24 protein-coding genes and 1 pseudogene are annotated in these 26,699 nt (G+C 66.1%); 11 read left to right on the top strand and 14 right to left on the bottom strand.

Going from position 1 to position 26,699, the window contains the following annotated elements; genetic code table 11:
* Positions 1-36: 36 nt before the first annotated feature.
* Positions 37-714, bottom strand: a complete 678-nt coding sequence (locus tag BM115_RS14440) for a type 1 glutamine amidotransferase domain-containing protein (RefSeq protein WP_092294919.1) — start codon at positions 712-714, stop codon at positions 37-39.
* Positions 715-921: 207 nt separating this feature from the next.
* Here BM115_RS14440 and BM115_RS14435 point away from each other — a divergent pair, with 207 nt between their 5' ends.
* Positions 922-6,417, top strand: coding sequence for a trifunctional serine/threonine-protein kinase/ATP-binding protein/sensor histidine kinase (locus tag BM115_RS14435; RefSeq protein WP_218158031.1), 5,496 nt, complete (start codon positions 922-924; stop codon positions 6,415-6,417).
* 10 nt (positions 6,418-6,427) lie between these two features.
* On the opposite strand, the gene BM115_RS14430 is transcribed toward BM115_RS14435, so the two are convergent.
* From BM115_RS14430 to BM115_RS14420, 3 genes are all read right to left on the bottom strand, one after another.
* Positions 6,428-7,204: a molybdopterin-dependent oxidoreductase gene (locus BM115_RS14430; RefSeq protein ID WP_092294917.1), complete on the bottom strand. Its 777-nt coding sequence runs from the start codon at positions 7,202-7,204 to the stop codon at positions 6,428-6,430.
* 23 nt (positions 7,205-7,227) lie between these two features.
* Positions 7,228-7,854, bottom strand: a complete 627-nt coding sequence (locus BM115_RS14425; RefSeq protein WP_092295111.1) for a cytochrome b/b6 domain-containing protein — start codon at positions 7,852-7,854, stop codon at positions 7,228-7,230.
* Positions 7,855-7,931: 77 nt separating this feature from the next.
* Positions 7,932-8,234, bottom strand: a complete 303-nt coding sequence (locus BM115_RS14420; protein ID WP_092294915.1) for a pentapeptide MXKDX repeat protein — start codon at positions 8,232-8,234, stop codon at positions 7,932-7,934.
* A gap of 252 nt (positions 8,235-8,486) precedes the next feature.
* Here BM115_RS14420 and BM115_RS14415 point away from each other — a divergent pair, with 252 nt between their 5' ends.
* Together BM115_RS14415 and BM115_RS14410 are read left to right on the top strand one after the other, a co-directional pair.
* Positions 8,487-9,059 (top strand): sigma-70 family RNA polymerase sigma factor, encoded by a 573-nt coding sequence (locus BM115_RS14415; protein WP_092294913.1) that lies wholly within the window; start codon positions 8,487-8,489, stop codon positions 9,057-9,059.
* Positions 9,056-9,697 (top strand): DUF1109 domain-containing protein, encoded by a 642-nt coding sequence (locus BM115_RS14410; protein ID WP_092294911.1) that lies wholly within the window; start codon positions 9,056-9,058, stop codon positions 9,695-9,697. Before BM115_RS14415 ends, BM115_RS14410 begins: the two co-directional genes overlap by 4 nt.
* Before the next feature lie 15 nt (positions 9,698-9,712).
* Here BM115_RS14410 and BM115_RS14405 read toward each other — a convergent pair whose 3' ends face one another.
* Complete coding sequence (locus BM115_RS14405; RefSeq protein WP_092294909.1) at positions 9,713-10,525, bottom strand: class I SAM-dependent methyltransferase; 813 nt, start codon at positions 10,523-10,525, stop codon at positions 9,713-9,715.
* A gap of 226 nt (positions 10,526-10,751) precedes the next feature.
* Between BM115_RS14405 and BM115_RS14400 the strand changes: the two are divergent.
* Positions 10,752-11,057: pseudogene (locus tag BM115_RS14400) on the top strand (DUF4148 domain-containing protein); the annotation flags it as partial.
* A 174-nt stretch (positions 11,058-11,231) separates the two neighbouring features.
* On the opposite strand, the gene BM115_RS14395 reads toward BM115_RS14400, so the two are convergent.
* Entirely contained in the window at positions 11,232-12,023 is a 792-nt protein-coding gene (locus BM115_RS14395) for an IclR family transcriptional regulator (RefSeq protein ID WP_177219919.1), read from the bottom strand.
* A 137-nt stretch (positions 12,024-12,160) separates the two neighbouring features.
* Between BM115_RS14395 and BM115_RS14390 the strand changes: the two genes are divergently transcribed.
* From BM115_RS14390 to purB, 6 genes are read left to right on the top strand one after another with little or no spacing between them, the layout of a single operon-like run.
* Complete coding sequence (locus BM115_RS14390) at positions 12,161-13,333, top strand: CaiB/BaiF CoA transferase family protein (protein WP_092294903.1); 1,173 nt, start codon at positions 12,161-12,163, stop codon at positions 13,331-13,333.
* Positions 13,334-13,338: 5 nt separating this feature from the next.
* On the top strand, positions 13,339-13,926 hold the full coding sequence (locus tag BM115_RS14385) for a cysteine dioxygenase family protein (protein ID WP_092294901.1): 588 nt from the start codon (positions 13,339-13,341) through the stop codon (positions 13,924-13,926).
* Positions 13,923-14,657 (top strand): enoyl-CoA hydratase/isomerase family protein, encoded by a 735-nt coding sequence (locus tag BM115_RS14380; protein WP_092294899.1) that lies wholly within the window; start codon positions 13,923-13,925, stop codon positions 14,655-14,657. The genes BM115_RS14385 and BM115_RS14380 overlap by 4 nt, the downstream gene beginning before the upstream one ends.
* Positions 14,658-14,678: 21 nt before the next feature.
* Entirely contained in the window at positions 14,679-15,668 is a 990-nt protein-coding gene (locus BM115_RS14375) for a tripartite tricarboxylate transporter substrate binding protein (protein ID WP_092294897.1), read from the top strand.
* 57 nt (positions 15,669-15,725) lie between these two features.
* Positions 15,726-16,073: a carboxymuconolactone decarboxylase family protein gene (locus BM115_RS14370; RefSeq protein ID WP_092295109.1), complete on the top strand. Its 348-nt coding sequence runs from the start codon at positions 15,726-15,728 to the stop codon at positions 16,071-16,073.
* Positions 16,074-16,111: 38 nt separating this feature from the next.
* A complete protein-coding gene (gene purB / locus BM115_RS14365; RefSeq protein WP_092294895.1) occupies positions 16,112-17,461 on the top strand; it encodes an adenylosuccinate lyase in 1,350 nt (449 codons plus the stop codon).
* Between the two features lie 79 nt (positions 17,462-17,540).
* Here purB and BM115_RS14360 read toward each other — a convergent pair whose 3' ends face one another.
* The 6 genes from BM115_RS14360 to BM115_RS14335 form a co-directional block, all read right to left on the bottom strand.
* Complete coding sequence (locus BM115_RS14360) at positions 17,541-18,911, bottom strand: MmgE/PrpD family protein (protein ID WP_092294893.1); 1,371 nt, start codon at positions 18,909-18,911, stop codon at positions 17,541-17,543.
* Positions 18,908-19,906, bottom strand: coding sequence for a Bug family tripartite tricarboxylate transporter substrate binding protein (locus tag BM115_RS14355; protein WP_092294891.1), 999 nt, complete (start codon positions 19,904-19,906; stop codon positions 18,908-18,910). Before BM115_RS14355 ends, BM115_RS14360 begins: the two co-directional genes overlap by 4 nt.
* A 249-nt stretch (positions 19,907-20,155) precedes the next feature.
* Complete coding sequence (locus BM115_RS14350; RefSeq protein WP_092294889.1) at positions 20,156-20,986, bottom strand: hypothetical protein; 831 nt, start codon at positions 20,984-20,986, stop codon at positions 20,156-20,158.
* Between the two features lie 48 nt (positions 20,987-21,034).
* The gene (locus tag BM115_RS14345; protein WP_369823423.1) at positions 21,035-21,493 is read right to left on the bottom strand and encodes a tetratricopeptide repeat protein; all 459 of its coding nucleotides are present in this window, start codon (positions 21,491-21,493) and stop codon (positions 21,035-21,037) included.
* Between the two features lie 345 nt (positions 21,494-21,838).
* Complete coding sequence (locus BM115_RS14340) at positions 21,839-22,828, bottom strand: Bug family tripartite tricarboxylate transporter substrate binding protein (RefSeq protein ID WP_092294885.1); 990 nt, start codon at positions 22,826-22,828, stop codon at positions 21,839-21,841.
* Between the two features lie 100 nt (positions 22,829-22,928).
* Entirely contained in the window at positions 22,929-24,140 is a 1,212-nt protein-coding gene (locus BM115_RS14335; protein WP_255370823.1) for a BamA/TamA family outer membrane protein, read from the bottom strand.
* A gap of 111 nt (positions 24,141-24,251) precedes the next feature.
* On the opposite strand from BM115_RS14335, the gene BM115_RS14330 reads away from it, so the two are divergent.
* Positions 24,252-25,082 carry a MipA/OmpV family protein gene (locus BM115_RS14330; protein WP_255370822.1) on the top strand — a complete coding sequence of 277 codons (831 nt, stop codon included), beginning with the start codon at positions 24,252-24,254 and terminating at the stop codon, positions 25,080-25,082.
* Between the two features lie 65 nt (positions 25,083-25,147).
* Here the strand turns inward: BM115_RS14330 and BM115_RS14325 are convergent, their stop codons facing one another.
* Both BM115_RS14325 and BM115_RS14320 read right to left on the bottom strand, forming a co-directional pair.
* Positions 25,148-25,675, bottom strand: coding sequence for a hypothetical protein (locus tag BM115_RS14325; protein ID WP_092294883.1), 528 nt, complete (start codon positions 25,673-25,675; stop codon positions 25,148-25,150).
* Positions 25,676-25,687: 12 nt separating this feature from the next.
* Positions 25,688-26,518, bottom strand: a complete 831-nt coding sequence (locus tag BM115_RS14320) for a DUF2092 domain-containing protein (protein ID WP_092294881.1) — start codon at positions 26,516-26,518, stop codon at positions 25,688-25,690.
* Positions 26,519-26,699: the final 181 nt, after the last annotated feature.

The following is a 26,699-nucleotide window of genomic DNA, read 5'->3' as shown; positions in this document are numbered from 1 at the left end:
TAACGTCATCGGCGCGCCCTGGCGGCAGGCGTCAACTCACGCCAGCCGCTTCAACAAGGCCGCCGCCGCTGACGCCGAGGATGCCGGGTTCTGGCCCGTGATCAGCAGGCCATCCTCCACCACGTAGGGCGCCCAGTCATCCCCTTTGGAATAGAGGCCGCCCTTGGCCTTCAGCTCGTCTTCCACCAGGAACGGCACCACCTTCGTCAGTTCCACGGCGGCTTCTTCGGTGTTGGTGAAGCCGGTGACTTTCCTGCCCTGCACCAGCGGCTTGCCGTCCGGCGTGACCACGTGCCGCAGCACGCCCGGCGCATGGCAGACCAGTGCCACGGGCTTGCCGGCGGCAACGAACGACTGAATCAGCGCGATCGAGCGCTTGTCTTCCGCCAGATCCCACAACGGACCATGGCCGCCCGGATAGAACACCGTGTCGAAGTCCGCCTGCGAAACCGAATCCAGCCGCACGGTGGCGGCAAGCTGCGCCTTGGCCGCCGCGTCGGCTTCGAATCGATGCGTGAGTTCCGTCTGGAAATCCGGCTCGTTGCTCTTGGGGTCCAGCGGCGGCTGGCCACCCTTGGGCGAGGCCAGGACGATTTCAGCGCCCGCATCCTTGAAGGCGTAATACGGCGCAGCCAGCTCTTCGAGCCAGAAACCCGTCTTGCGGCCGGTATTGCCGAGCTGGTCGTGCGAGGTCAGGACCATCAGGATCTTCATCATGTTGCTCCATGGAGAGAACGAGAATGCCGCAGACCGGCGCTTCGGCCGGGCTGGGCGTGATGAGCCTGATGATTATAGGAATCCGCCAAATATTACGATATCATCACATTTTCATACTATTCCCCAATGGCGCCGTAGCGGCGTCGGCGTATCTTCACTCGATACCTGCGTCCGCAGGGAAGGCCTACAGGATGCTTCGGGGTAATGCATAACGGACTGCAGATCTTGTGGGACGACGGCGAGCGTGTCTTCTACCGGGGACGGCGCCCGGACGAGGCCGCCGGCGATTTTCTGCTGGCGCGGCCCGCTGCGGAACAGCCGTTGCCGGCCAGTCTGGACCGCCTGGCCCACGAATACCGCCTGAAGGACGAACTGGACAGCGCCTGGGCGATTCGGCCGCTGGAACTGGTGCGAGAGGCCGGCCGGACTGCGCTGATGCTCGAGGACCCGGGCGGCGAGCCGCTCTCCCGCCTGCTGGGCGCGCCGATGGAGATCGGGGCGTTCCTGCGCCACGCGGTGAGCATCGCCACCGCGCTCTGCGGGCTCCACCAGCGCGGGCTACTCCACAAGGATCTCAAGCCGACCCACATCGTCGTGAACTGCGCCGACGGGCAAGCACGGCTTACCGGCTTCGGCCTGGCCTCGCGCCTGCCGCGCGAACGTCAGGCGCCCAAACCGCCCGAAACCATCGCCGGCACGCTGGCCTACATGGCGCCCGAGCAGACCGGGCGGATGAACCGGTCGATCGATTCCCGCAGCGACCTCTACGCATTCGGCGTCACGCTCTACCAGATGCTGACCGGCGCGCTGCCGTTCACGGCCACGGATCCGATGGAGTGGGTGCACTGCCACATTGCCAAGATGCCAGTGTCGCCGCGCGCGCGGCAGGAAACCGTGCCGGCGACGATTTCACGCATCGTCATGAAGCTGCTCGCCAAGATGGCCGAGGAGCGCTACGAGACCGCTGTCGGGCTTGAGCATGACCTTCGCCAATGCCTGGAAGACTGGGAGCGCCAGCGCCGCATCGAGGACTTCCCGCTCGACGCGCACGGCACGCACGACCGCCTGCTGATTCCCGAGAAGCTCTACGGACGCGAGTGCGAAGTCAGCACCCTGGTCGACGCCTTCACCCGGGTGGTCGAGACCGGCACGCCGGAACTGGTGCTGGTGTCGGGTTATTCCGGCATCGGCAAGTCCTCGGTGGTCAGCGAATTGCACCGGGTGCTGGTGCCGCCGCGCGGGTTGTTCGCGTCTGGCAAGTTCGACCAGTACAAGCGCGACATCCCGTATTCCACGCTGGTGCAGGCCTTCCAGGGTCTGGTGCGGATGCTGCTCGGCAAGTCCGACGCGGAGCTGGAGCGTTGGCGCAGCGCCCTGCTGGAAGCGCTGGGGCCCAACGCGGGGCTGATGACGGACCTGATTCCCGAGTTGAAGCTCATCATCGGCGAGCCGCCTCCGGTGCCCGAGCTTGAGCCGCAGCAGGCGCAACGCCGCTTCCTGCTGGTATTCCGCGCCTTCATCGGGGCATTCGCCCGCCCGGAACATCCGCTCGCATTGTTTCTTGACGATCTGCAGTGGCTGGACGCAGCCACGCTGGACCTGATGGAAGACCTGCTGACCCACGCGGACATGCGCCACCTGCTGCTGGTGGGTGCGTACCGCGACAACGAGGTCGGCGCCGCCCATCCGCTTACTGGCAAGCTGCAGGCCATCCGCAATGCGGGGGCGCGGGTCGATGACATCCAGTTGGCGCCGCTCGCCAGCGCGCATATCCGGCAGTTGCTCGCGGAGGCGCTGCATGGCGAGCCGGCACGGATCGAGCCCCTGGCGCAACTGGTGCACGACAAGACCGCCGGCAATCCGTTCTTCGTGATCCGGTTCCTGCACGCGCTGGTCGACGAAGACCTGCTCACCCCGGACCATGCCACGCGGCAATGGCGCTGGGATCCGGCGCGCATCCACGCCAAGGGCTACACCGATAACGTCGTCGATCTGTTGGTCGGCAAGCTGGCCAAGCTGCCGCTGCCGACGCAGCAGGCGTTGCAGCAGCTCTCCTGCCTCGGCAACGTCGCCGAGATCACGACGCTTGCAGCGGTGCTGGGCATGCCCGAGGCGCAGGTCCACACGACGCTGTGGGAGGCGATTCGTCAGGAGCTGGTCATCCGGCAAGAGACCACCTATGCGTTCGTGCACGACCGCGTGCACGAAGCCGCCTACACGCTGATCCCCGAGGCCTCGCGCGCCGAGGCGCACTTGCGGATCGGCCGGCTGCTGGCCGCCCGGACCCTGCCGGCGCAACGCGACGAGGCGATCTTCGAAATCGTGGGCCAGCTCAATCGCGGCACTGCGCTGATCACGGACGCGGCCGAGCGCGAGCAGCTGGCCGAATTCAACCTGCTGGCGGGCCAGCGCGCCAAGGCGTCCACCGCCTATGCCTCCGCGCTGACGTATCTCGGCGCCGGCGCCGGCCTGTTGCCGGAAAACGGCTGGCAAGACCACTATGACTTGATGTTTGCGCTGGAGTCGAACCGGGCCCAGTGCGAATTCCTGACCGGGCAACTGGCCGCCGCCGAAGCGCGCTTCATGACGCTGGCCGAGCGCGCCGTGGACGTGGTCGAGCGTCTGGGCATCGCTTGCTGGCAGATGGATCTGTACCTGATTCTCGGCCAGGGCGACCGGGCGGTCTCGGATTGCCTCGCCCTGCTCCGCCTGGTGGGCATCGAATGGTCACCCCAGCCGGACGAGAGCGTGCTACGCCACGAATACGACCGCATCTGGTCGCTGCTCGGGGACCGGCCGATCGAGACCCTGATCGATCTCCCGCCGATGGAGGATCCGGTCGCCCTCGCCACGATCCAGGCGCTGGCCAAGCTGTCCTCGCCCGCCTTGCACACGGCGAGGAAGGACGGGAACCTGGCCTGGCTGACGATCTGCAAGGCGATCAGTCTCAGCCTCGAACACGGCAACACCGATGCCTCTTGCGTGGCCTATACCAATGTCGCCCGGGTCGCCGGGCGGATTTTCGGGGACTACCAGGCGGGATTCCAGTTCGGGGAACTCGGCTGCCAACTGGCCGAACGGCGCGGCCTCAAGCGCTACGAGCCGCGCACCTACCTGTCGTTCTCGGTGTTTGTCGCGCGCTGGTCGCAGCCGGTGCGCACGTGTGGCGAGCAACTTCAGCGTGCCTTCGATGCGGCACACCGGGTCGGCGATGTGCCGTCCGGCGCGTTCACGCGCAACAACCTGGTATCGAACCTGCTGTTCGCCGGCGAGCCGCTGCCCGCACTACAGGACGAAGCGGAACGTGGCGTGGCGTATGCCCGGCAGGTGCGGTTCGGGATTGCCATCGGCTTCAGCGAGAACCAGCTGGCGCTGATCCGCATGCTGCGCGGCATCACCCCGACGTTCGGCTATCTGGATGGCGAACACTTCAGCGAAAGCCTCGTCGAACCGGGCCTTTCGCTCGCGTCGCCGGTATTCGCCTGCTGGTACTGGATCCGGAAACTGCAGGCGCGGTATTTTGCCGGCGACCTTGCGGCAGCCATGGATGCCGCCGCCCATGCCAAGGCGCTGCTCTGGTCCTCGTACTCGTTCCTCGAGGAAGCCGAGTACTACTTCTATGGCGCGCTGGCCCGGGCGGGCCTCTGCGATGCGCTCCCGGCCGGCGACCAGCAGTCGCATCTGGACATCCTGGCCGACCATCACCGGGAACTGCAAGTCTGGGCCGATCTCTGCCCCCAGAACTTCGCCAGCCACGCCGCGCTGGTGGGCGCCGAGATCGCCCGCATCGAGGGCCGCGAGATCGACGCGGAACTGCGCTACGAGCAGGCGATCCACGCGGCGCGGGATGACGGCTTCGTGAACATCGAAGCGCTGGCGAACGAACTCGCCTCCCGCTTCTACGCGGCGCGTGGCTTTCAGAAGATCGCCCGGTCGTATCTGCGGGACGCCCGCTACAGCTACCTGCGCTGGGGGGCAGATGGGAAGGCCCGGCATCTCGAGGCGCAGCATCCGTACCTGCGGTCGGAGGCTTCCACGCCCGGCGCCACGAATACGATGGCCACGTCAGTCGAGCAACTGGACCTCGCCACCGTGATCAAGGTGACGCAGGCCGCCTCGGGCGAGATCGTCCTGGAAAAGCTGATCGACATGATCCTGCGCACGGCCCTGGAGCAGGCCGGCGCCGAGCGCGGGCTGTTGATCCTGTCGGAAGGCGGCGAGCAGCGGATGGCGGCGGAAGCCACGAGCGACGCGACCCGCCTGCATCCGCACAACGTGCCGGTCAGCGCGGCGATGTTGCCAGCATCCGTGCTCAACCATGTGATGCGCACGCGGGAGCCTCTCTTTCTGGACGATGCCGTCGCCGAGCCGCTCTATGCCGCCGACCCGTACATCCATCAGCATCGCGCCCGCTCGATCCTGTGCGTGCCACTGATGACCCAGGCGAAGCTCACCGGCGCGCTCTACCTCGAGAACAATCTGGCGGCGCGGGTATTCAGCCCGTCCCGCATCGCCGTGCTGCGGCTGGTGGCCTCCCAGGCCGCGATTTCGCTGGAGAATGCGCGCCTGTACCGTGATGTGGCGGAGCGCGAGGCCAAGATCCGGCGGCTGGTGGAGGCCAATATCATCGGCATTGCCGTCTGGCGCGCCGATGGGGGCATCCTCGAAGCCAACGACGCGTTTCTTCGCATGGTGGGATACGCGCGCGCGGATCTTGTCTCGGGCCACATCGGCTGGCGGGACCTGACGCCGCCGGACAGGCAACAGGACACCGATCGCGCCGCAGCGGCGTTGATCCAGACGGGGCGCGTCGCGCCGCTGGAGACGGAATACCTCCGCAAGGATGGCAGCCGGATACCAGTCATCGTGGGCCTGGCGACCTTCGAACCGGGCGGGCGGGATGGTGTCGCCTTTGTGCTCGACCTGACCGAGCAGAAGCAGGCGGAAGACAGGGTGCGCGAGGGCGAACGCCGCTATCGCGAGGTGCAGACGGAACTGGCGCACGCCAACCGCGTGGCCACCATGGGGCAGCTTGCTGCCTCCATCGCCCATGAAGTGAATCAGCCGATTGCCGCGACCGTGACCAACGCCCAGGCCGCGACGCGGTGGTTGAACCTGCCGCGCCCCGATCTTGACGAGGTCGGCTTCGCGCTGACACGCATCGTCAAGGATGCCAATCGCGCGGCGGACGTGCTCGGCCGGATTCGGCAACTGATCAGGAAGGCGCCGCGCGGCAAGGAACTGGTCGACATCAACGCGGCCATCCGCGAGGTGGTGGAACTCACCGGCGGCGAAGCCCGGAAGAGCCGCGCCCGGGTGGAGACGCAGCTCGCACATGACTTGCCCCTCATCGAGGGCGAGCGCGTGGCGCTGCAGCAGGTGCTGCTCAACCTGATCGTCAACGCGATCGAGGCCATGCTTGGTGTCGATGGCGAACGGCACGTGCTGATCGCCACGCGCTGTACGGCCGATGGCTGCGTCCTCGTTACCGTGCGGGATTCTGGCCCCGGCTTCGGCTCCCTGAACCCCGACAGCATCTTCGCGCCCTTCTACACCACCAAGTCCACGGGGCTAGGCATGGGGTTGTCCATCTGCCGTTCGATCATCGAGGCGCACGGCGGCCGGTTGTGGGCCAGCGAGAACGCGCCGCACGGCGCCGTCATCCAGTTCACGGTGCCCACGCAGGCTGGCGAACCGTGACAGCCGGCGTTCAGGATCCGCCGAACCAGTTGTAGCCCTGATCCACCCAGTAGCCACCCGGGTAGGTGTTCGTCACGAACAGCTCCATGATGTGCTTGGGGTTCTTGTAGCCCAGCTTGGTCGGCATCCGGAGTTTCATGGGGAAGCCGTACTTGGGCGGGAGGCGCTCGCCATCGTACGTAAAGGTCAACAAGGTCTGCGGATGTAGCGCGGTGGCCATGTCGATGCTTTCGTAGTAGTCGTCGGCGCACCTGAATCCCACGTACTTCGCCGTGGTATCGGCGCCGATCCGCTGGAGAAAGCCGGCGAACGGCGTGCCGCCCCAGCGCCCGATGGCGCTCCAGCCTTCCACGCAGATATGCCGGGTGATCTGCTCCGCCTGCGGCAAGGCGTAGAGGGCATCCAGCGTCCAGCTTCGCTTGTCCTGCACCAGCCCCCCCACCTTGAGCCGGAAGTCATCGCCGTTCACCACGGTCACTTCGTCGATGCCGTAGAACGCATTGAAGGGAAACGGGCGCGTGATCTGCACGGCGGTGTAGGTGGGGGCGAGCCGGTTCGGATCGAACAGCCATGCCTGTACCTTGTCGTTCATGCGCGAGATGCGACCCAGGAAGGTTTCGACCGACGCCTCGTCGCGCAGACTGCATCCCGTGAGCATGGCAAGGCCGCCGAGCGTGAGGATGCGCTTGCCGAACAGGCGCCGCGCGGGCGCGTCGAGTTCTCGACGTACGTCGATGATCAGCGACTGGCGATCGACGGCCAGGCGCCGGGGAGGTTTGGGGTTCACGGCTCTACTCCAGTTTCGTGACGTCAGCGCCTGCGAATCATCGTCAGCAGGCTGCGCGGCACCAGCGCCACCATCACCAGATGCACGACGATGAAGGCGGCAAGCAGCGCCATGGCACAGAAATGCACCACGCGGGCGAAGTCATAGCCGCCCATCAACTCGCGCAGCAGCGGGAACTGCACGGGCTTCCAGATCGCGATGCCGGACAGCACTAGCACGACAAGCACCGCCATCACGAACAGGTACGCGAGCTTCTGCACGGCGTTGTAGTGACTGAGATCCGCATGCGAGAGGTGGCCGCGCAGCGCGGCGGCCAGATCGTGGAGCACGGCACGCGGCGCCAGTGGAAAGAACTTCCTGGCAAGCCGGCCTGTGATCACATTCATCGCCAGATAGAACAGGCCGTTGAAGAACAGCAGCCACATGGCCGCAAAATGCCATTGCAGCGCGCCACCCAGCCAGCCGCCGAGGGTGATGTCGGCCGGAAAGCTGAAGCTGGCGAAGACTGGTGAAGCGTTGTAGATGCGCCAGCCCGACAGCATCATCACCACCGCTGCCAGGGCATTGAGCCAGTGCGATATCCGCACCCAGACGGGCTGGATTGCACGTGGCGCAGCGCGGCGCGGCATCGCGTCATGTGTGGTTTCCATTTCGGCCTCCAGAACCCATGCGCCGCGCGGGACGGTCATCCCGCCTGCGGCGCAGGGGCGCGCTCACTTGCCCGGCATCACTTGCTCATGCCGCCGGACATGGCATCGCCATCCTTGCCCATCTTGTCCCCCGACTTCGACTTGCTCATCTTGTCCTTGTGCATGCCGTCCTTCGACATGCTGTCCTTCGACATCGAATCCTTGCCCATGCTGTCCTTCGACATGGCGTCCTTGTGCATGCCGTCCTTATGCATGCCGTCCTTCGACATGCTGTCCTTCGACATCGAATCCTTGGCCATCGACCCGCTGGCCTGGGCGAATGCCGCCGTGCCGCTCATCAGGAAGGCGGCGGAAACCACGGCGATTGCGATCTTCTTCATCTTCACACCTCATAGTTTGGACATGGACCGGGAGCATCCCGGCATCAGAAACTTCGCGCCACGCCGGGACGGCTGGCGGTAGATCCACACGGCATGTGTGCGTCTGAAAGGAAATTCGCCCCGGCGGCGCATCCGGTTACAGCCATCGCAAAAAAATTTCCTCCCCAATGACGGTGCGCTGCTCACCACATCGCCGCCGGCGCGGCGTAGAATTCGCGCAAACTAACGTGGCCGGTGTAACCAACGCGATCGATGGAGCGAACTACAGGACAGGAAGCGCTGCAGCGGCGGGAGGCGCGCCTGCGCGAACTTTTTGCGGACGGGCTGGCAGGGGATCAGGCGGCCTACGCGCGGTTCCTGACCGAGCTGGCCGCGCTATTGCGCGGCTATTTCCGCCACCGGCTCCAGCAACAGGCCGGCGATGTCGAGGATCTGACGCAGGAAGTCCTGCTGGCGGTGCATAACGCCCGGCACACCTACCTGCCGGACCAGCCGCTGACGGCCTGGGTGCACGCCATCGCCCGCTACAAGCTTGCGGACCACTTTCGCGCCCATGCGCGGCACGACGCGCTGAGCATGCCGCTGGATGCCGCGGAGGACATCCTTGCGACGCCGGACCTGGAATCGGCCCAGGCCAGGCGGGATCTGAACCTCCTGCTCGACCAGCTGCCCGACCGGCAACGCCTGCCGATCGTGCACGTCAAGCTGGAGGGACTGTCTGTCAGCGAAACCGCGCGGATGACCGGCCTGTCCGAATCGGCGGTAAAGGTGGGCGTGCATCGCGGGCTGAAGGCGCTCGCGGCGAAGATTCGAGGAACGAAATGAAAACGGACGACCTGATTTCCATGCTTGCCACGGGCGCCGCGCCGGTGGACCGGCACGCGCTCAGCCGCCGTTTTGGTATCGCCGTGGCGGTGGGCACGGCGCTGGCGACCTTGCTGGTGGCCACGATGCTGCACGTCCGCGCGGATCTGGCCGACGTCGCCGCCACGCCGCTGTTCTGGGCGAAGGTAGCGCTGCCGCTCTCGCTGCTGCTGGGTGCGCTGTGGATGACAGCCCGGCTGGCACGGCCCGGAATGACCACGGGTTTCCGCTGGCTGGGCATCGCCGTGCCGTTTGGCGCCGTCTGGCTGGGCGCGATCACTGCGGTCGCACAGACACCCGCCGGAGAACGGGCGGCGGCCATCCTGGGGCAGACGTGGCGGGTCTGCCCGCTCAACATCACGCTGCTGTCGGTGCCGGTGTTCATCGCCGTATTCTGGGCGTTGCGCGGCCTGGCCCCGACACGGTTGGCCCTGACCGGCGCCGTCGGCGGTTTGTTGTCCGGTGCGGTGGCAACGCTCGCCTACTGCCTGCATTGCCCAGAGATGGGCGTCGCCTTCTGGGCGGTGTGGTACGTGCTTGGCATGCTGGTGCCAACCGCGATTGGCGCGCTGCTGGGGCCACGCCTGCTTCGCTGGTGATGTGGCAGGCGACAGCTACCCTGCCGCCACGATCACATACGCCTGGATTTTCCCGCCCACCGGGCCGTCGCCATGGCGGCTGGCAATCGTCTCCGTCGCCCGGTCCGTCGCGTGTTGCAGCAAGCTGGCGTCGCGCGCCTCGATCTCGTTCCGTAGCGGCGTGCCCAGGCAATAGGCGGTGGCGACGTCGCGTGCCGAGTTCGCGCGACTTGTCTTCTCGCGTGTCTCGATCTGGACGCGGGCGAACCCTGCGCGGTTCAACTCGTCGTGGATCAGCGCCACATCGTGATAGCCGTGCGGCGTGCGCGCGAGGAATCTCGGTGGATCGTGCGGGAACACCGTGGCTACAGCGTCGGTGACGTCGCTGGCAAAGACGTTCTCTTCGATGCGGTCCCAGACATTGAAGATGAAGCGACCGCCCGGCCGCAACATGCGACGCGCCTCGGCATAGCCGGCGACCCGATCGGGAAAGAACATCGCACCAAACTGGCAGCAGACAACGTCGAACGACGCGGCCTCGAACGGCAGGTGGAGCGCGTCCGCCTGCTTCCATTCGATACGGCTGTCGGGCCCCTGCCGGCTGGCGGCATAGTCGAGCATGGGCTGGTTGAGATCGGTCACCACATAGCGCGCGCCAGCGCTCAGCCTGGGCGCAAGCGCCCGCGTGACCACGCCACTGCCGGCCGCCGTCTCCAGCACCGCGCCGGGCGAGGCGGCTGCCACCAGCGCGGCCAGATCGACGGCATAGGCTTCGAAGATCAACGGGACCATGAACGTGTCGTAGAACTTCGGGATCGAGCCAGCAAACACCTGATCGCAATCCGTCATGATTCCCCCTTGAAAGCGCTTTATGGCGCGCTTGCCGATGCATCCGCACGCCCGAAGTGGATTGCGCTGCGCGGCAACTGCCCACCAGTTTCCTGCATCGTGATCCCGCAAGAAATCCATGCGAACCCGAAAATCGCGCCGGCCGGACGCGCGCATGCTGACGCCAGACGCTGAGATGCGTCGTGGATTCATCCGGATCCACCCGTTAGTTCGCAAGGAGCACATCATGAAAACACTCGTAAGACTCACCAGCCTGGCCCTTGTCGCGTTGCCCGCACTGGCCTTTGCGCAAAGCACCCCGGGCCCTGTGACCCGCGCGGAAGTGCGCGCCGACCTCATCCGTGTAGAGAAGGCCGGCTACAACCCGTTCGGCAACGACGCCAACTATCCCGTCGATATCCAGGCAGCGGAAGCCAAGGTGGCTGCGCAGCAAGGCACGCCGGCCATCCAGCCGGAGACGCGCGCCGAAGTCCGGCAAGATCTTCTGAAGGTGGAGAAGGCCGGCTATGATCCGTTCCGCGTCGGCAGCACGTATCCCGCCAAGCTCGAGGCCGCCGAGGCACGCGTATCCGGCACGACCACTGCCTCGCCCACGCCGGTGCAGAAGCCGGTGGCAACGATGGCCGCCGTGCCGGCAATCCCGCGCATTGATCGCCCCCGCAATGCGTTCTACGATGGCGCCTGAGGATGCAGGTATGTCCAGGCCCTAGCGCAGCCCACCCCAGTGGTTGGTCACGCGCAGCAGCGAGGCATGCGGGCCGAATTCGCCGAGCCCTGTCGATAGTTGCTCGGCTGCCTCGCACACGGCTGCGGCCAAATCGCGCAAACGCGTGGGCCGCAGCCGTGTGTCCGGCCCGGAAATACCAACCGCCGCGATGACCGCGCCTGTTCCATCGAAAATGGGCGCGGCCAGTCCGTTCACGCCCGGGCGCCATTCGCCCCGATTGATGGCGTACCCCATGCGGCGGACCTGCTGCATCTCATGCAGAAAGGCCTCGGGCTCCGTGATCGTGCGGGGTGTGGCGGCGCTGAGGTCATCGGCGATCTCGGCCAGCCACTGCGGATTTCTGAACGCCAACATGGCCTTCCCCGTGGCCACGCAATGCGCCTGCGAGCGGCCACCAATCTGGCTGTAGGCGCGAATCGGGTTCGGACATTCCACCTTGTGCACGTAGACGACCTCGCGGCCGTCCAGCACGGACAGGTGGACCGACTCCCCGGTGGATTGCATCAGCGCTTCCATCAGCGCGTCCGCGTGACGGCGCAGGTCGAAACTCCACAGCGCCGCCGACCCCAACTCCCATAGCTTGATCGACACCGTGTAGCCCGACGGCGGCACCCGCACCACATAGTGCTCGTCCACCAGTGCCTGCAGCAGCCGATGCGCGCCGCTCTTGGGCATGCTCGCCATCTGGGCGAGCTCGCTCACGCCGATCGGCTTGCCGTGGCGCGCCATGATGTCGAGTAGGTGAAGACCCTTAATCAGCGTGTTGTTCATGGCACCGAGCATCTGACGCCCGGTGGAGCCCGGGCAACTGTTCCAAAGTGTAGAACACCCGTGCCGGAATGAGGAACGGTTCTAGACTCGGTCCTGACGTCATGCACCCCAGCCATGACGACCCACGACACCCATCCATGACCGACGTCCAAACCGAAGACCTGCCGCTGCGCGGCATCCGCGTGCTGGAGTTCTGCTCCGTGGCCGCCGGCCCATTTTGCGCCATGCTGCTGGCCGATATGGGCGCCGATGTGATCAAGATCGAGCCGCCCGGCGGCGACACGCTGCGCACCTGGCCGCCGATTAGCGCCGGCTTCAGCGAGAACTTCGCATCGCTGAACCGAAACAAGCGCTCCGTGGTCCTGGACCTCAAGCTTCCCGCCGATCTCGACGTCGCGCTCGCCCTGTGCGCCAAAGCCGACGTGATCATCGAGAACAACCGGCCGGGCGTGATGGATCGGCTCGGGCTGGGCTACGCGCGACTGAGTGCGCTGCGCCCCGAACTCGTCTACTGCTCGATCTCCGCCTTCGGCCAGTCAGGCCCGCGCGCCGCCGAGGGCGGCTTCGACCTGACGATCCAGGCGGCTGCAGGCGTGATGAGCGTCACAGGCGATTCCGATGCCCCAGTCAAATGCGGCGTGCCGGTCTCCGATTTCGCCTCGGGCCTGTACGGCGCCTTCACGATCGCCAGCGCGCTGCTCCAGGCCAGGGCGCGCGGGCGCGGCGCGCATCTGGATGTACCGATGTTCGGCTGCACGCTGGCGATTGGTGCACTGCAAACCAGCGAATACTTCGGCACGGGCCGCAGCCCCGTCAAGCTCGGCTCCGCCCATCCGCGCAATGCGCCCTACCAGGCCTTTCGCGCCGCCGATGGCTACTTCGCCATTGCCGCCGGCAACGATGGCCTGTGGCGCGATGTGCTGCGCGCAGTGCAGATGGAGCCGCTGGCGGACGACCCGCGCTTCCTGTCGCCCACGCTGCGCGCCCGCCATCAGGTGGCGCTGAAAGCGCTGCTGGAAGAAGTCTTTGTGCAGCAAGGCGTCGACCACTGGATCGATGTCTTCCGCAGCGCCGGCGTGCCGCATTCGCGCATCAACGACTATGCGCGCGCACTGGAAGACCCGCAGGTCGACCACATGCGCTGGATTCGCGATATCGAACTGCCGGGCGGCACCCAGACGCGCACGTTCTCCTCGCCGATTCGCATCGACGGCCATGCGGTGCCGGTGCGCAGCGCGCCGCCCGCGCTGGGCCAGCATTCGGAGGAAGTCCGCCGCACGATCGGCAACCCGCAAGACAAACAGGGGTAAACACCATGCAGAACACATCCACAGCAGACACCCAGCCACTGCGGCGCTTCATCGCCCGGATGGACGCCATCGTCGCGGACACCAGCCAGCCCGAGGCAGCCACGCTCGAACAAGTCGGCCAGGCGCTGGGCGACCTCGTGGCGCAGGACAACTGGCTGGACCCGCAATTCGCCGTGCCGCATCCCGAGTACTACCGCCAGTACCTGCTCCACGCTGACCCGGAGGACCGCTACAGCGTGGTGAGCTTCGTGTGGGGGCCGGGCCAGAAGACGCCGATCCACGACCACTGCACCTGGGGCGCGATCGGCATGCTGCGCGGTGCCGAAGTGGGACAGGCGTACGCGCAGGGCGCGGCCGGCATGGTCGAGACCGGCGAGGCCGAACGGCTCGATCCGGGCGACGTGGCCTTCGTCTCCCCTGCAATCGGCGACATCCACGTGGTGCGCAATGCCTATGACGACCAGGTGTCCATCAGCATCCATGTGTACGGCACCGATATCGGCAAGCAGTCCCGGCATGTGTTCGATGCGGCTACCGGCGCGATGAAGACCTTCATCTCCGGTTACGCCAACGTGGAAAAGGCGTCCGCATGAGCGAAGCGCCGCTGCTGCTCCGCTGGGACGACAACGTGTGCCGGCTGACACTGAACCGGCCGCAGCAGGGCAACGCCTTGTCCCGCGACCTGCTCGATGCACTCGATGCGGCGCTGGACGACTGCGCGGCCCGCCCGCCGGCCTGTCTTGTGATCGACGGCGCGGGACGCCATTTCTGCACCGGCTTCGATCTCTCCGGGTTAGCTGACGAAACCGATGACAGCCTGCTGGCGCGCTTCACACGGATCGAACTGCTGCTCCAGCGCGTAGCACGTGCCCCGTATCCCACGATTGCCGTCGCCCACGGCCGCACCATGGGCGCCGGCGCCGACCTGTTTGCTGCCTGCGCGGTACGCATCGCAGTAGCGGGGGCGAGCTTCGCCTTCCCAGGCTGGCGCGGCTTCGGGCTCGTGCTTGGCAGCCGGCGGCTGGCCGCGCGCATCGGTACGGCTCGCGCGCGGGACTGGATCGAGCGCGCGTGCGTCATCGCTGATACCGAGGCGCTTGCCGCCGGCCTTGCCACGGCACGCGTGGAAGCGGCCCCGGCCACGTTCACGGCGCCGGTTGCAAACGCGTTAGACGGCCCGCTCGCCGGTGCCCTCGATGGCAATGCCGAACTCGACGACGCGCGCGACCTTGCCGCGCTCGTGCGTTCGGCGGCATGCGCCGGCTTGCAGCAGCGGCTGACGGCCTATGTGAACCGGCAAGCCGAGGCACGGCAGGCACGATAACAAAGACAAAGGAGACAGACGATGAACGGGAAGATCCAGCGGTTTGCAGCGGCCGTGGCCGTCGCCATGGCGGGGATGGCCGCCACGGGCGCCCACGCGCAGGGCGAGGGGCCCTATCCGTCCAAGCCGATCCATCTTGTGGTGGGCTACGCCCCCGGCGGCGGCACGGACATCATGGCGCGCCTGATCGGCCAGCAGATTGGTATCGCGCTGGGGCAGCCCGTCGTTGTCGAGAACAAGCCGGGCGCGGGACAGAACATCGCGGCCAGCTATGTGGCCCGGCAGCCGGCGGACGGCTACACCCTGTTCCTCAGTTCCAGCGCGCTGGCCGTCAACATCAGCCTGTACAACAAGCTCGACTATGACCCGATCAAGAGCTTCGCGCCGGTCGCGGTGTTCGGACAGAGCCCCAACCTGATGGTGGTGCCCGCATCGCTCGGGGTAAGTTCGGTCAGCGAGTTCGTGGCCTACGCCAAGAAGAAGAATGACGATGGCGTGAACTTCTCGTCGTCGGGCGCGGGCAGTTCGCAGCATCTTGGCGGCGAGCTGTTCCGGCAAGAGACCGGCATCAAGGCCAGCCACGTGCCGTATAAAGGCTCCGCGCCGTCCATCGTCGCGATCCTGAGCGGCGAGGTCCAGTACACGTTTATCAATATCCCGTCGGTCATGGCGGTGAAGTCCAATAACCGCATGCGCGTGCTGGCCATCACCAGCGCCAGCCGCTCGCCGTTGATGCCCGATGTGCCCACCATGGTCGAGGCGGGCATGCCGCATATGACCATGGCCGCGTGGTACGGGGTACTGGCCCCGGCCGGCACGCCGGCGCCGATCATCAATCGGCTCAATGCGGCCATTAACAAAGCCGTGTCCGATCCGGCGTTCCGTGAACGCATGCGGAGCGAGGGCGCGGAAACCATGATGGAGTCGCCCGACTACTTCAAGCGCTTCCTGGCCGATGACATCGCCCGCTGGCACAAGGTTGTGAAAGCCGGCAACGTGAAGGTTCAGTAGGTTCAGTAACCCCCCGATTTCCCCCCCCGACATCATCCAAGGAGATTCCGCATGTCGATGTTCATGAACTGGCCCGATCTGCTCAACACGCTGAAGCGTTCTTACAACCGTCTCGGCAATTCCAACCCGAAGATGCTGGAAGCCTATCGGAACCTGGCAGCAGCGCAAGGATCGAACGGCGCGCTCGACGCCAAGACGCGCGAGCTGATTGCGCTGGCCGTGGCCGTGACCACGCGCTGCGACGGCTGTATCTCGTCTCACGCCGCAGCGGCGGTCAAGGCCGGTGCCACGGAGGCGGAGATCAGCGATGCCCTTGGTACCGCCATCGCCCTCAATGCCGGCGCGGCCTATGTGTATTCGCTGCGCGCGATGGAAGCCGTCAGCCAGCTCAAGGAAGCCGCCTGATCCGGCGAATCGCGCGCACCAATAAGGAGGAGACAAACATGGCCGCATACGTCATCGACAGCGCCCTGTTCCGGGACCAGTTCAGTACCGCGCAGATGCGCGAGATTTTCAGTGATGAAACCACGGTGCAGCGGTGGCTCGATGTGGAAGCCGCGCTGGCCAAAGTGCAGGCGCGCCTGGGGATCATTCCCCAGCGCGCCGCCGACGAAATCTGCGCGAAGGCGCGGGTCGAGCTGATCGACCTGCCCGACCTGAAGCGCGAGATGGACCGTACCAGCCACCCGATCGTGCCGCTGCTGCGCGCCATGAAGAAGGTGTGCAGCGGCGACGCGGCCGAGTACATCCACTGGGGCGCCACCACGCAGGACATCATCGACACCGGCACCATGCTGCAGGTGCGCGATGCGCTGGAGGTCATCGGCACCCGCTACGCGGAGCTGGAGGGCCATCTGGTGAAGCTGGCGCAGACGCACCGCGACCTGACCATGGTGGCACGCAGCCATGGCCAGCAGGCGCTGCCGATCACGTTCGGCTTCAAGGCTGCCGTCTGGGTCGAGGAGATGCGCCGGAACCAGGAGCGCTTCGCGGCCATGAAGCAGCGTGTGCTGGTGGGGCAGTTCTCCGGCGCGGTCGGCACGCTGGCGGCACTGGGCGACAAGGGCATCGCGGTGCAGGAGGCGCTGTTCGAGGAGCTGGGCCTGGGCTGCCCGCGCATCCACTGGCATGTCTCGCGGGATAGCATCGCCGAGCTGGCCTGCGTGCTGGCGATCTGCACCGGCACCATCGGCAAGATCGCGCATGAGGTGTACAGCCTGCAAAAGACCGAGACGGCCGAGCTGGAAGAACCGTTCTCGATGGGCAAGGTGGGCAGCAGCACCATGCCGCACAAGCGCAATCCGCCGACCTGCGAAACCGTGGTGGCGCTGGCCCGTCTGGTGCGCAACACCGCGCCGATGGCGCTGGAGTCGATCATGGCCGAACACGAGCGCGACAAGATCGTGCTGCAGACGGAACGCGAGTTCATCTCGCGCCTGTGCTGCATGAGCGATGCGGCAGCGTTGAAGCTCGGCTACGTGTGTGCCAACCTGACTGTGCGCCCGGCCAATATGGAGAAGAACCTGTTCATCCAGCGCGGCCTGCTGATGTCCGAGGCCGTCATGATGGGGCTCAGCGACCGACTGGGGCGCCAGGAGGCACACGAGATCGTCTACGAGGTCTGCATGGACGTGTTCGAGCGCGGCGGTGACTTCCGCGAGGCGCTGCTGGCGAATCCGAAGGTGGCGGCCGGCATCGATGCGCAAACCATCGACAAGATGCTCGACCCGCACGGCTATACCGGCATGGCGGGGTTCTTTGTGGATCGGGTGGTGGGACAGCAAGCGCGCTGACACGCGCTGCGCAAGCAAGAAGCGGGTGCCGGGATTCCTCCGGCACCCGCTTTGCATTGCGGCGGTTTGTGGATAGGGATTACTGGCGGAAGTGGATAAAGCAGTCGGCGGCGTCGGCAAGGCTCTCGCAGGACAGGACCGTGGCGATCAACGCTTCCGTGCGCTCGGCGCCCAGCCCCGGCACCAGCAGCGTGCGCGCCTTGCTGGCGATGCGCGCTTCCTGCCGGTCGAGATCGGTCTCGGGACGGCTCGCATCGCTATGGCAGGCATGCATGCGGCCGTTTTCCAGCGTCACGGTCGCCCGGGCGTTCGCGCGCGGCATCGCGGCTTCGCCATGCACACGAATGCGTTGGCGCAGCGCGGCCAGCGCAGGGTCGTCCAGCGCGGCGGTGAAGCTTTCCGCCGCAACGGTGCTGTGGCCGGCCAACGCCAGCGCGGCCATATGGGCGATGCTGAACTTGGCCTCCGATGGCGTGCTGGGATTGGCGATACAACACACATCCAGATACTGCGGCTCGATGGCGATCTCCACCGTCCCGATCTCGGCTGCTGCAGCACCGAGCTGCTGGCGCAATTGCAGGCAGGCCTCGATCGGCGCCTGCGTGCCGTAGCAGGACGCGTGGTACTTGTAGACGATGCCGTGCACGCGCGAGGTGGTGGCATCGCACCAGATTGCGTCGGCATCCCACGCGCCGGCGTACAACGCCGCGAAGCCCTGCTCGCGCTCAAGGATGTCTGGCACTGCCTGGAAGCCTCGCGCCGCCAGCCGGGCGGCGCGCAGGCCAATCGCGGCAGCCTGCCCGGCGTGCAACGGCTTGCACATTGTGCCGAACAGCGCGCGCATGCCGCCCGCCTGCGTGGCGGCGATACCCAGCGCATGCGCGGTGCGGTCGACATCGAGTCCGAGCAGTGAGGCCACAGCCACCGTGGCGCCCAGTGCGCCGAGCGTGGCGGTGTTGTGCCAGCCCAGCCGGTAGTGATCTTCGCCCATGCAAGACGCCACGCGGCTCTGCAACTCGACGCCTGCGGCAAAGGCCGCCAGCACCGCGATACCGTGATGCCGGCCCCCTTCGGCCTGCGCAAGAATCGCCGGCCACAGCGGCACCGACGGATGGACGCGGGACTGCAGGTGCGCATCGTCGAAATCGAGCACATGGGACGCCGTGCCGTTCACCAGCGCGGCCTGCACCGCGCTGCCGCGCGAGCCGTCGAGCAAGGTGGCGCATGGGTTGGCGCCCTCCTCCCGCACTTCGGCCAGCAGGATCTGGACCGGTGCCTCCCGCCACGCGGCATGCGCCACGGCGAACCAGTCGAGCAGGCTGTGACGGGCGATACGCCCCACGTCAGTCGGCAGCCCGCCCGATGCCACGGACAGGCTGTGTGCCACCAGTTCCCGCGTCAGCCCTTGCGGCAGGCCCACGGGATGCAATGGAGGATGTGGCGCGTTCATTTCACCTCCATCGTCTTCAGCAGCTTGTCGCTGATGCCGGCGCGGTAGCGGGCGATGTCATCGACAATGTACTGGCGGAACTTGCTGGTCGGCATGTCGACTTCACGGGCACCATCCTGCCGCACCACGCGTTGCAGTTCGGCATTGCGCAGCCCTTCCGACACGGCCTTGGACAGGCGCTGCACGATCGCATCCGGCGTGCCGGCGGGCGCCACCAGGCCGTACCACTGCGTCACCGTCACATCGATGCCCAGTTCGCGGAAGGTCGGCACATCGGGAAATGCCGGGGTGCGCTGCTCGCCCGTCAACGCCAGCAGCTTGAGCTTGCCGGACTTGACCTGCCCCATGATCGGCGGCGCGGTGGCGAAGAACAGGTCGGTATGCCCGCCCAGCAGGTCCGTGATGGCGGGACCGGAGCCACGGTAGGGAATCGGCGCGATCTCGACGCCGGCCTTCGCCTTGACCATCTCCATGGTCACATAGCCCACGCTGCCGGGCCCGGACGACCCGTAGCTGATCTGCCGCACCTTGGCTTCGGCGAACGCAGCGGAGGCGTTCTTGTAGCGATCCGCGGCGGCGAACAGGCCATGCGGCGCCTGGACCAGCATGCCGATGGCGACAAAGTCCTCGGGTACCTTGTAGGGCAGTTCGCTGCCCCGGATCGCCGCCGCCAGCGACATGTTGCTGCTCATGCCCATCAGCAGCGTGTAGCCGTCAGGCTTGCTGCGCGCCACCTGCTCGGCCGCCATCATGCCGCCGGCGCCACCCTTGTTCTCGACGACCACGGGCTGGCCAAGCTTGCGCGAGAGCTGATCCGCGATGAGCCGGCCGTACAGGTCGCCACCGCCGCCCGGCGGGAAGCCCACCACGAGCTTGATCGGCCGATCCGGGTACTCCGCGTGCACAGCAGTTGCCGTGATGCATACCATCATGCACAGCAGCCAATGCACGCCACGCCATGCGCGTGTGGCCGCGCTTTCCCTATGCAAAGTCATCGTTGTCTCCTCCAGTCGTTATGCCGGCTGCCGCTGACGGCAAGCCTGCAACGATTCTGGACGAGCCCCTGCAAAGCGCATGGATGTTCCACGATTCGGAACGACGCGGCTTGGGGAGGTACGGTAGGGGGGATTCGTGTCGCCTTGCGCGAAGGCGACACACGCGGCAGGGGTGCGACGGGCTAGTGCCCGTCATCCCCGCCAATCAGCCACCGCGTTGCACGGCGGCCGGAGGTATTACGAAGGCGATTACGAGCCGACCTTGAGTCGGCCGCCGCGGCCCAGGCCGCCCTTCACTTCCTGCGCCTTGTAGTTGCGCAGCGAGACCACCATGTTGTTGTAGGCGTCCATGAACGCTGCAACCGTGGCCTTGCCTTCCGGCGTGCGGGAGAAACCGCCAAGCCCGCCGGCCGCGCCGCCGCCAAAGGCGCCCAGTGCGGCGCCGAAGTTGGTGGCCGTGGCGTTGCCTTCGGAGATGGAGAGCTGCACGCCCGAGCGGATGTCGAACATGGTCAGCGTCACGACCGATGCCTTGCTTTGCATCGCACCGCCAACCAGTGCGCCGGCGGCGCCGAACAGGCTGCCCACGCCGGCAGCCAACTGGCCCGTGGCGTCGTTATCGATGATGATGGCCGGCTCCATGTAGAAGTCGGCGGCCACGCGCTGGCCCTTCTGCTGCTTCGAACCGGCCCGGAACTCGCCCGAATTGCGCTGCTTGTCGGTGATCGACGACAGCTTGCTTTCGGTGCGGTTATTGCCAACGGACGTGATCACGAAGCAGTTCGACTGCTGCACGGCCAGGCGGATCAGCGGCTCGATGGTCGTGATCTTGGTGGTGGCGCCGAAGCTTGCGTACCACTCCTTGCCACGGCCATCGTCCACGGCGAGCGTGCCCAGGGGCGCGTCGCAGCGCTCCAGCGACGGATTGGCATTCACGCTGCTTGCGCCGCCCGCGGCGCCGGTGGCTGCCGTCGGTGCCGTACCAGTGGAGATGCTACCGCCGCCGCCCGGGACGGCACAGCCAGCCAGAACCAGGGACGCGGCCAGTGCGGCCAGGCGCAAAGAAGTCTTCTTGGGCATGAAATCGCCTGTTATTGGAAGTGATGGAAAGAGGAAGGGTGGGACGGCTTAGCGCAGATGCCAGCCGGAAGGGCCCCAGACCCAGTAATACGGGTAGCCGCTGTACCACGCGTACCAAGACTTGCGATACGCCTCACGCACCTGATACAGACTCTGTTCGTCCTTCTTGGCGGCCTGGGCTTGCGGAATCAGGTCGCGGGCTTCCTTGTTGCCCTTGGAGGCAGCGCGCGTCAGCCAGGCCTCGGCTTCCGCCGGGTCCGATCCCATTTCCTCGAAGCCCATCAGATAGATTCGCCCAAGCGCGAGCTGGGCCTGCACGTGGCCGTTGTCGCCGGCCTTGCGCATCCACTCGAGGGCTTGATAGCTGTTGCGCTCGACGCCGTCGCCGCGCAGGAGGCGCAGGCCCAGGTCATAGGCCGCGTTCGGATTGCGCTCCGCCACTTCGGTCAGGGCCTGCATGCGGCGCTCGGCCTCGGCATCGACGGGCGCGTCCCGGAATGTGCTCACGCGTCGGTCTTGTTCGGTGCAGGCATTGCCGTTGCACACGCGTACCGTGGGCGAGCGCGACAGCTGCCCTTCCGCCGACTGCGCGGCGCAGCCCGCCAAGCCCAAAACTGTCACGAACAACAAAGGAACTGAAAAACGCATAGCAACCCACCCCGAACATATTTATTTTTTTTGCAATACCTCGAATACTTAGCTTTGTAAGTAAACGTGTAGATTGTAACGGCATTGCATGTGGGGATTGCAACACATCGTAATGCGAATCAGTGCTTTTGTTGCGTCGCGGACACGTTCTTGTCAGGGTAAACCCGGGAAAAGGCAGGAGGCAGGGCCTCCCGCCGCCCCGGATCAGTCGATCTTCGCGCCCGATACCTTCACCGTCTGGCCCCACCGCTGTTGCTCTTTGATGATGGTCGCCGCGAACGCTTCCGGCGATTGCCACGCCGGCTCGGCGCCCTGCGCTTCCAGCTTGGCCTTGGTATCCGGGTCGGCCAGCACGGTGCGCAGCGCGCCCGACAGCTTGTCGACGATCTCCTTCGGCGTACCCGCCGGCGCCAGCACCCCATAGAAGCCCACCACCTCGAAGCCCTTCAGGCCGGACTCCTCCATCGTCGGCACATCGGGCAGCGCCGGCGAGCGCTTGCCGGACGTCACCGCCAGCGCGCGGACCTTGCCTGCCTTGATGTACTGGGTGAAGAGCGGAATCGAATCGGCCATCATCTGGGCCTGCCCGCCCATGACGTCCGTCAGCGCTGGCGCACTGCCCTTGTACGGGATGTGAACGATGAAGGTGCCCGATGCCTGCTTGAACATCTCCGGCATCAGGTGCGAGATCCCGCCGTTACCGCCCGAAGCGAAGTTGAGCTTGCCCGGGTTCGCCTTGGCATAGGCGATGAATTCCTTGAGATTCCGTGCCGGCACGTTGTTGTTGATCACCATGACCAGCGGGATCAGCGCGGTGCGCGCCACGGGCGCGAAGTCCTTCGGCATGCTGTACGGCAGCTTGGGATACAGCGAATTGTTGATCGACATCTGGCCCGTATTGGCGATCAACAGCGTATAGCCGTCCGGCGCCGCCTTGGCCACGCTGTCCGAACCGATATTGCCGGCCGCGCCGGCCTTGTAGTCCAGCACCACGGACTGGCCCAGCAAGGGCTGGAGCTTCTCCGACAGGATGCGCGCGTGCGTGTCCACCGGACCGCCAGGCGGAAATCCCACCACCATCCGGATCGGCTTCTCGGGCCAGGCGGCGTGGGCAACGCCGGCCGCGAAGGCCAGCGGGGTAAGGGCCAATACGGCCAGGGCTTGCCGGGCACGGCGGGCAGCGAACAACGTCATCGTCTTGTCTCCGGAGGCGGCCCCGCTCTACACGGCGGCGGACCGAAGCGCTATTGTGACGTTAATGTGACATTTTTGTGAAGGTCCATTTTTGTGAAGATCAGAACGCCTCATTGATCTGGAAATACACGCCTTTCGTGTTGCGCCCCACGCCGGCATCGAAGCGAACATTGACCCGCGGCTTGAACTCGAAGCGGTAGCCAATGCCGCCATTCGGCAGCCAGTGCCCCCGGAACAGCGCCCCCACATTGGGGCTGACCGCCCCGGTGCCGAGCCAGAACACCATGCCCTGCCGCCCCGCGATGTGCCAGCGGTATTCGGCCTGCACCCCCGCCATCACCTTGTCCCGGAACTGGCCCGAGAAGTAGCCGCGCATCCGCTTGTTGTTGCCGAGGGTAGCCATCATGTCCCAGGGCACGTCGCCCCAGTTCATGTTGGCGTAGGCGTCGAAGGCCAGCACATCGCGCTCGCGCATGCGGAAGTACTTGTTGAACGTGAGTTCCACGTTCTCCATATCGGTGTCGCTGCCGAGTTCGCGGCGGTAGACGGTGACGTTGGCCAGCAGCGATTCGCCCCGGTAGGGATTGGGGATGAAGTCCCGCGTGTCGTACGAGAAATGCGCGCTGACCCCGGAACTGAGCACGCGGGGGCCATGCGGGTCGGTCGCCAGCTTGCTGTCGGCGCCGCGCTCCAGCTTCACCGCATCGTCGTACTGCAAGCTCCATCCCGCCCCCAAGTAGATGTTGGGACGCACCCGCATCATGATCTTGGGCTGCAGTACCACCTCCTTGCGCGTGAAGGCTTCCTTGTTGGCGTTGTCGATGGCACTGCCGTAGCCGATGCCCCAGTAGGCGGTGGGCATGTTGATGAGATCCGCCTCGATGAGAAAGCGGTAGCTGTCGTCGGCAAAGAACGTGTTGTTCTCGATCGAGATGCCGTAGGCGCCCTTCACGGTGCCGAAGCCGCGGATCGACAGCGTGGATAGCTGCGTCTCCTCTGCGGCGTTGCCCGGCTTGTAGAGGCCGATGGCCGCCGCGCCGATGCCGAAGCCCATTTCCGGGTTGTAGAACGGCCCCGGCAGCACGCCCCAGTCGATGCCCTGGCTCACGTCCACGGCGTCCGATGCGCCGAGCTTGGTGAGGATCCGGTCGATCCAGCCCTGCTTTTCTTCCGCGCTCGCCGCGCCCTCCACGGCTTCCACCGCTTCCACCGCTTCCACCGGCTCGTCCGCCTGCCCGGGCGGGGCCGCACCTGCCAGGCCAATCGACACACACATCGACACAAACCAGCGGCGGGAAGGCGTCGATTTCATTTAACGGGCCGCCCGAAAAGACTGACTTCTCTTGCCGGCCGTGCGCTTGCACAATCCGCAGATGGCCAGTCCCGCGTGCCTGCGCGGGTTCGCCGCAAGGAGACTCTTACGATGAGCGCGCGACCGCCCTACCGCCGGAAGCCTGCGCCGAGCCGGTTCCTTGGCGTGCTGCTGGCCGGCGCCGCCTCCACGGCGATGGCCTCTCCCTTCGACCTGCCCAGCACGATCCCGAACATGTTTGGCGTTGGCGTGGGCTCCACCACCCAGTACGCGGGCGGCAACGAACGCATGATCGGCGTGCTGCCGGGCCTGCGCTACACCTCGGAAAGCGGCCGGCTGCTGGAATGGTATGGCCCCTACGCCCAGTTCAACTTCGGCAGCCTGACCGGCTTCCAGTACGGCCCGGCCGTCTCGCTCCGCCTGGGGCGGAACAATGTCGACGACGCCGTCGTCGCCAGGATCCACGAGATCGACACCACCGTGGAAGCCGGCGGCTTTATCAGCTACGAGTACATCCATAGCGGCGGCATTCCGTACCGCCTGCGCGGCGGGATCAATGTGCTGACCAACGCGGGCATCGTGTATGGCGGGGCCCGTGTGTCGGCCACGGGTACCTTCTGGGTGCCCGTGCACACCCGAATGATGCTCGGGCTCGGCATGGGCCTGACGTGGGTAAGCGGCAGCTTCAACCGGACCTACTTCGGCGTCACTACCGAAGACAGCGCCGCCAGCGGCCTGCCCGTCTACACGCCCGGCAGCGGCCTGCAACAGGGCACGGGCTGGCTCGGGGCGATCTATCGGATCGACAAGCACTGGCATGCGGGCGCCATGGTCTATTACCAGCGCATCACCGGCAGCGCCGCCGACAGCCCCATCGTCACGCAGCGCGGCACGCGCAACCAGGTGACCTACGGCGCCGGCATCGCCTACGCCTGGCGCTAGGCGCACTGCCCTCCCGACTTGGGAAACAGGAAGGCCACCCCTCGCTGGCCCTCGTACCATGCCCGTCAGTAAGGTGGATTCACCACCACGTATTGCGAGCCCTGCGGTTGATACCAGGTGGTGCCGCACTGCTGGTACACCATGCCGCCGTAATTGACCGGCGCGCACCCGGGCGGCACAGTGCGGACCATGGAGCCGATCACAGCGGAGGTCACCGCAACGGTGGCGGTCACCGCCGCAGCCGTCGCCACGGGGTGATAGTCATTGTCCCAGCCGTTGTGGCAGCACCCGCCGCCGCCCTCCACGTTCACGTTCACGTTGCGGTTCGAATTGACGTTCACGTTGCGGTTGGTATTGACGCTGTTGACACTGTTGCTGCGCACGTTGTTGGCGCGCGCATCCACATGCTGGTTGTTGACGTGCTGCGCGCCACCGCCGCCGCCCCGCGCCGGCGCCGCCGCGGCACGATTGCCGCCCGCGTGCCCGCCTCCGCCAGCGGGACGCGCGTCCGCCACAGGGGCCCACGCCGTGGCTGCGGCGAGGAAGATCACGGCCATCGACAGCAAGAAGCCCTTCCCAATAGCGTGATGCATGATGCAGCTCCTTTACTGAGACTTCAGCGGAACGAACTTCGCCTCGGTGGCACCCTGGGGCGGCGTGAAGGCGAAGCGGGATTCCTTGAAGCCCGGATTGATGCGCCACCGGATCAGCGAGACCGATTGCGGGCGTGCCTCATCGGCCCGATTGGTGATGACCAGCTTGCGCGGCAGGGGCCGCGCGCCGGTGGCGATCCAGATCTGCCAGTCGACATTGCCCTGGCGGAAGGCATAGTGGTCGCAAACCTCGCCCTCCACCACGTCCTGGCCGGCATTCATCGCCGAGGTCATGTTGTCGAGCGGCGCCTGGGGCGTGCCCCAGAGGAACAGGTCCGCCACCGGCAGCTCGATGCCGTACCGCTCCTGCAGCCGGTTCCCCAGCGCGTCCAGGTTCTCCGTGAACGGCGCCTTCGAGTAGTACTTCTGCTCGGGCAGGTAGAGCACGACCGTCTTGCCGTCGTAGATCAGGTCGCGCGCGGACCGTGCACTGCGCATCTCGGCGCGCAGCATGTTCGGGCGTTGCACGTCCACCTTGGCCGTGGCCATGTGGAGCAGCTTCTGGCCGTCCTGGAGCACCCGCTCGCCGGAGAGGTCCACCTGCGCCTCGAACGTGCGCAGCGTCTGGAGGTACTTGCCCATGTTCTGCAGCGCCTGCACCACAGCCGGGTCCACGGCATTGGCCGCTGGGGGCGCGGACGAAGACGCAGCCGGGGCCGGGGGCGGCGCCGCGTTCGATTTGGAAGCGCTGGGGGGCGCAGGAGCCGCCGGAGGCGTCGATGGCGCGTGGCTACAGCCCCAGAGCGAAACGGCAAGCAGGCTCGATACCGCAATGCGTCTCATGGCAGGCTCCCTGAAATCTGGTTTCGTGCCTGATCCTTCTCCACTTCGCGGTCTTACGGAAGTCAATTTTTCTTTCATCGAATTAACAACTATCGATAATCGGCATGAAAAGTGTTGCGCTGTGACGCATGCCGCCCACCAGCGGGAAAAATGCAAAAAAAAGCCATCCCGGAAAACAGGA

It is taken from the genome of Cupriavidus sp. OV096 (assembly GCF_900115455.1).
Classification (GTDB): domain Bacteria; phylum Pseudomonadota; class Gammaproteobacteria; order Burkholderiales; family Burkholderiaceae; genus Cupriavidus.
The sequence above is the reverse complement of the archived record's forward strand: the minus strand, read 5'-3'. Positions and strand labels throughout refer to the sequence as shown.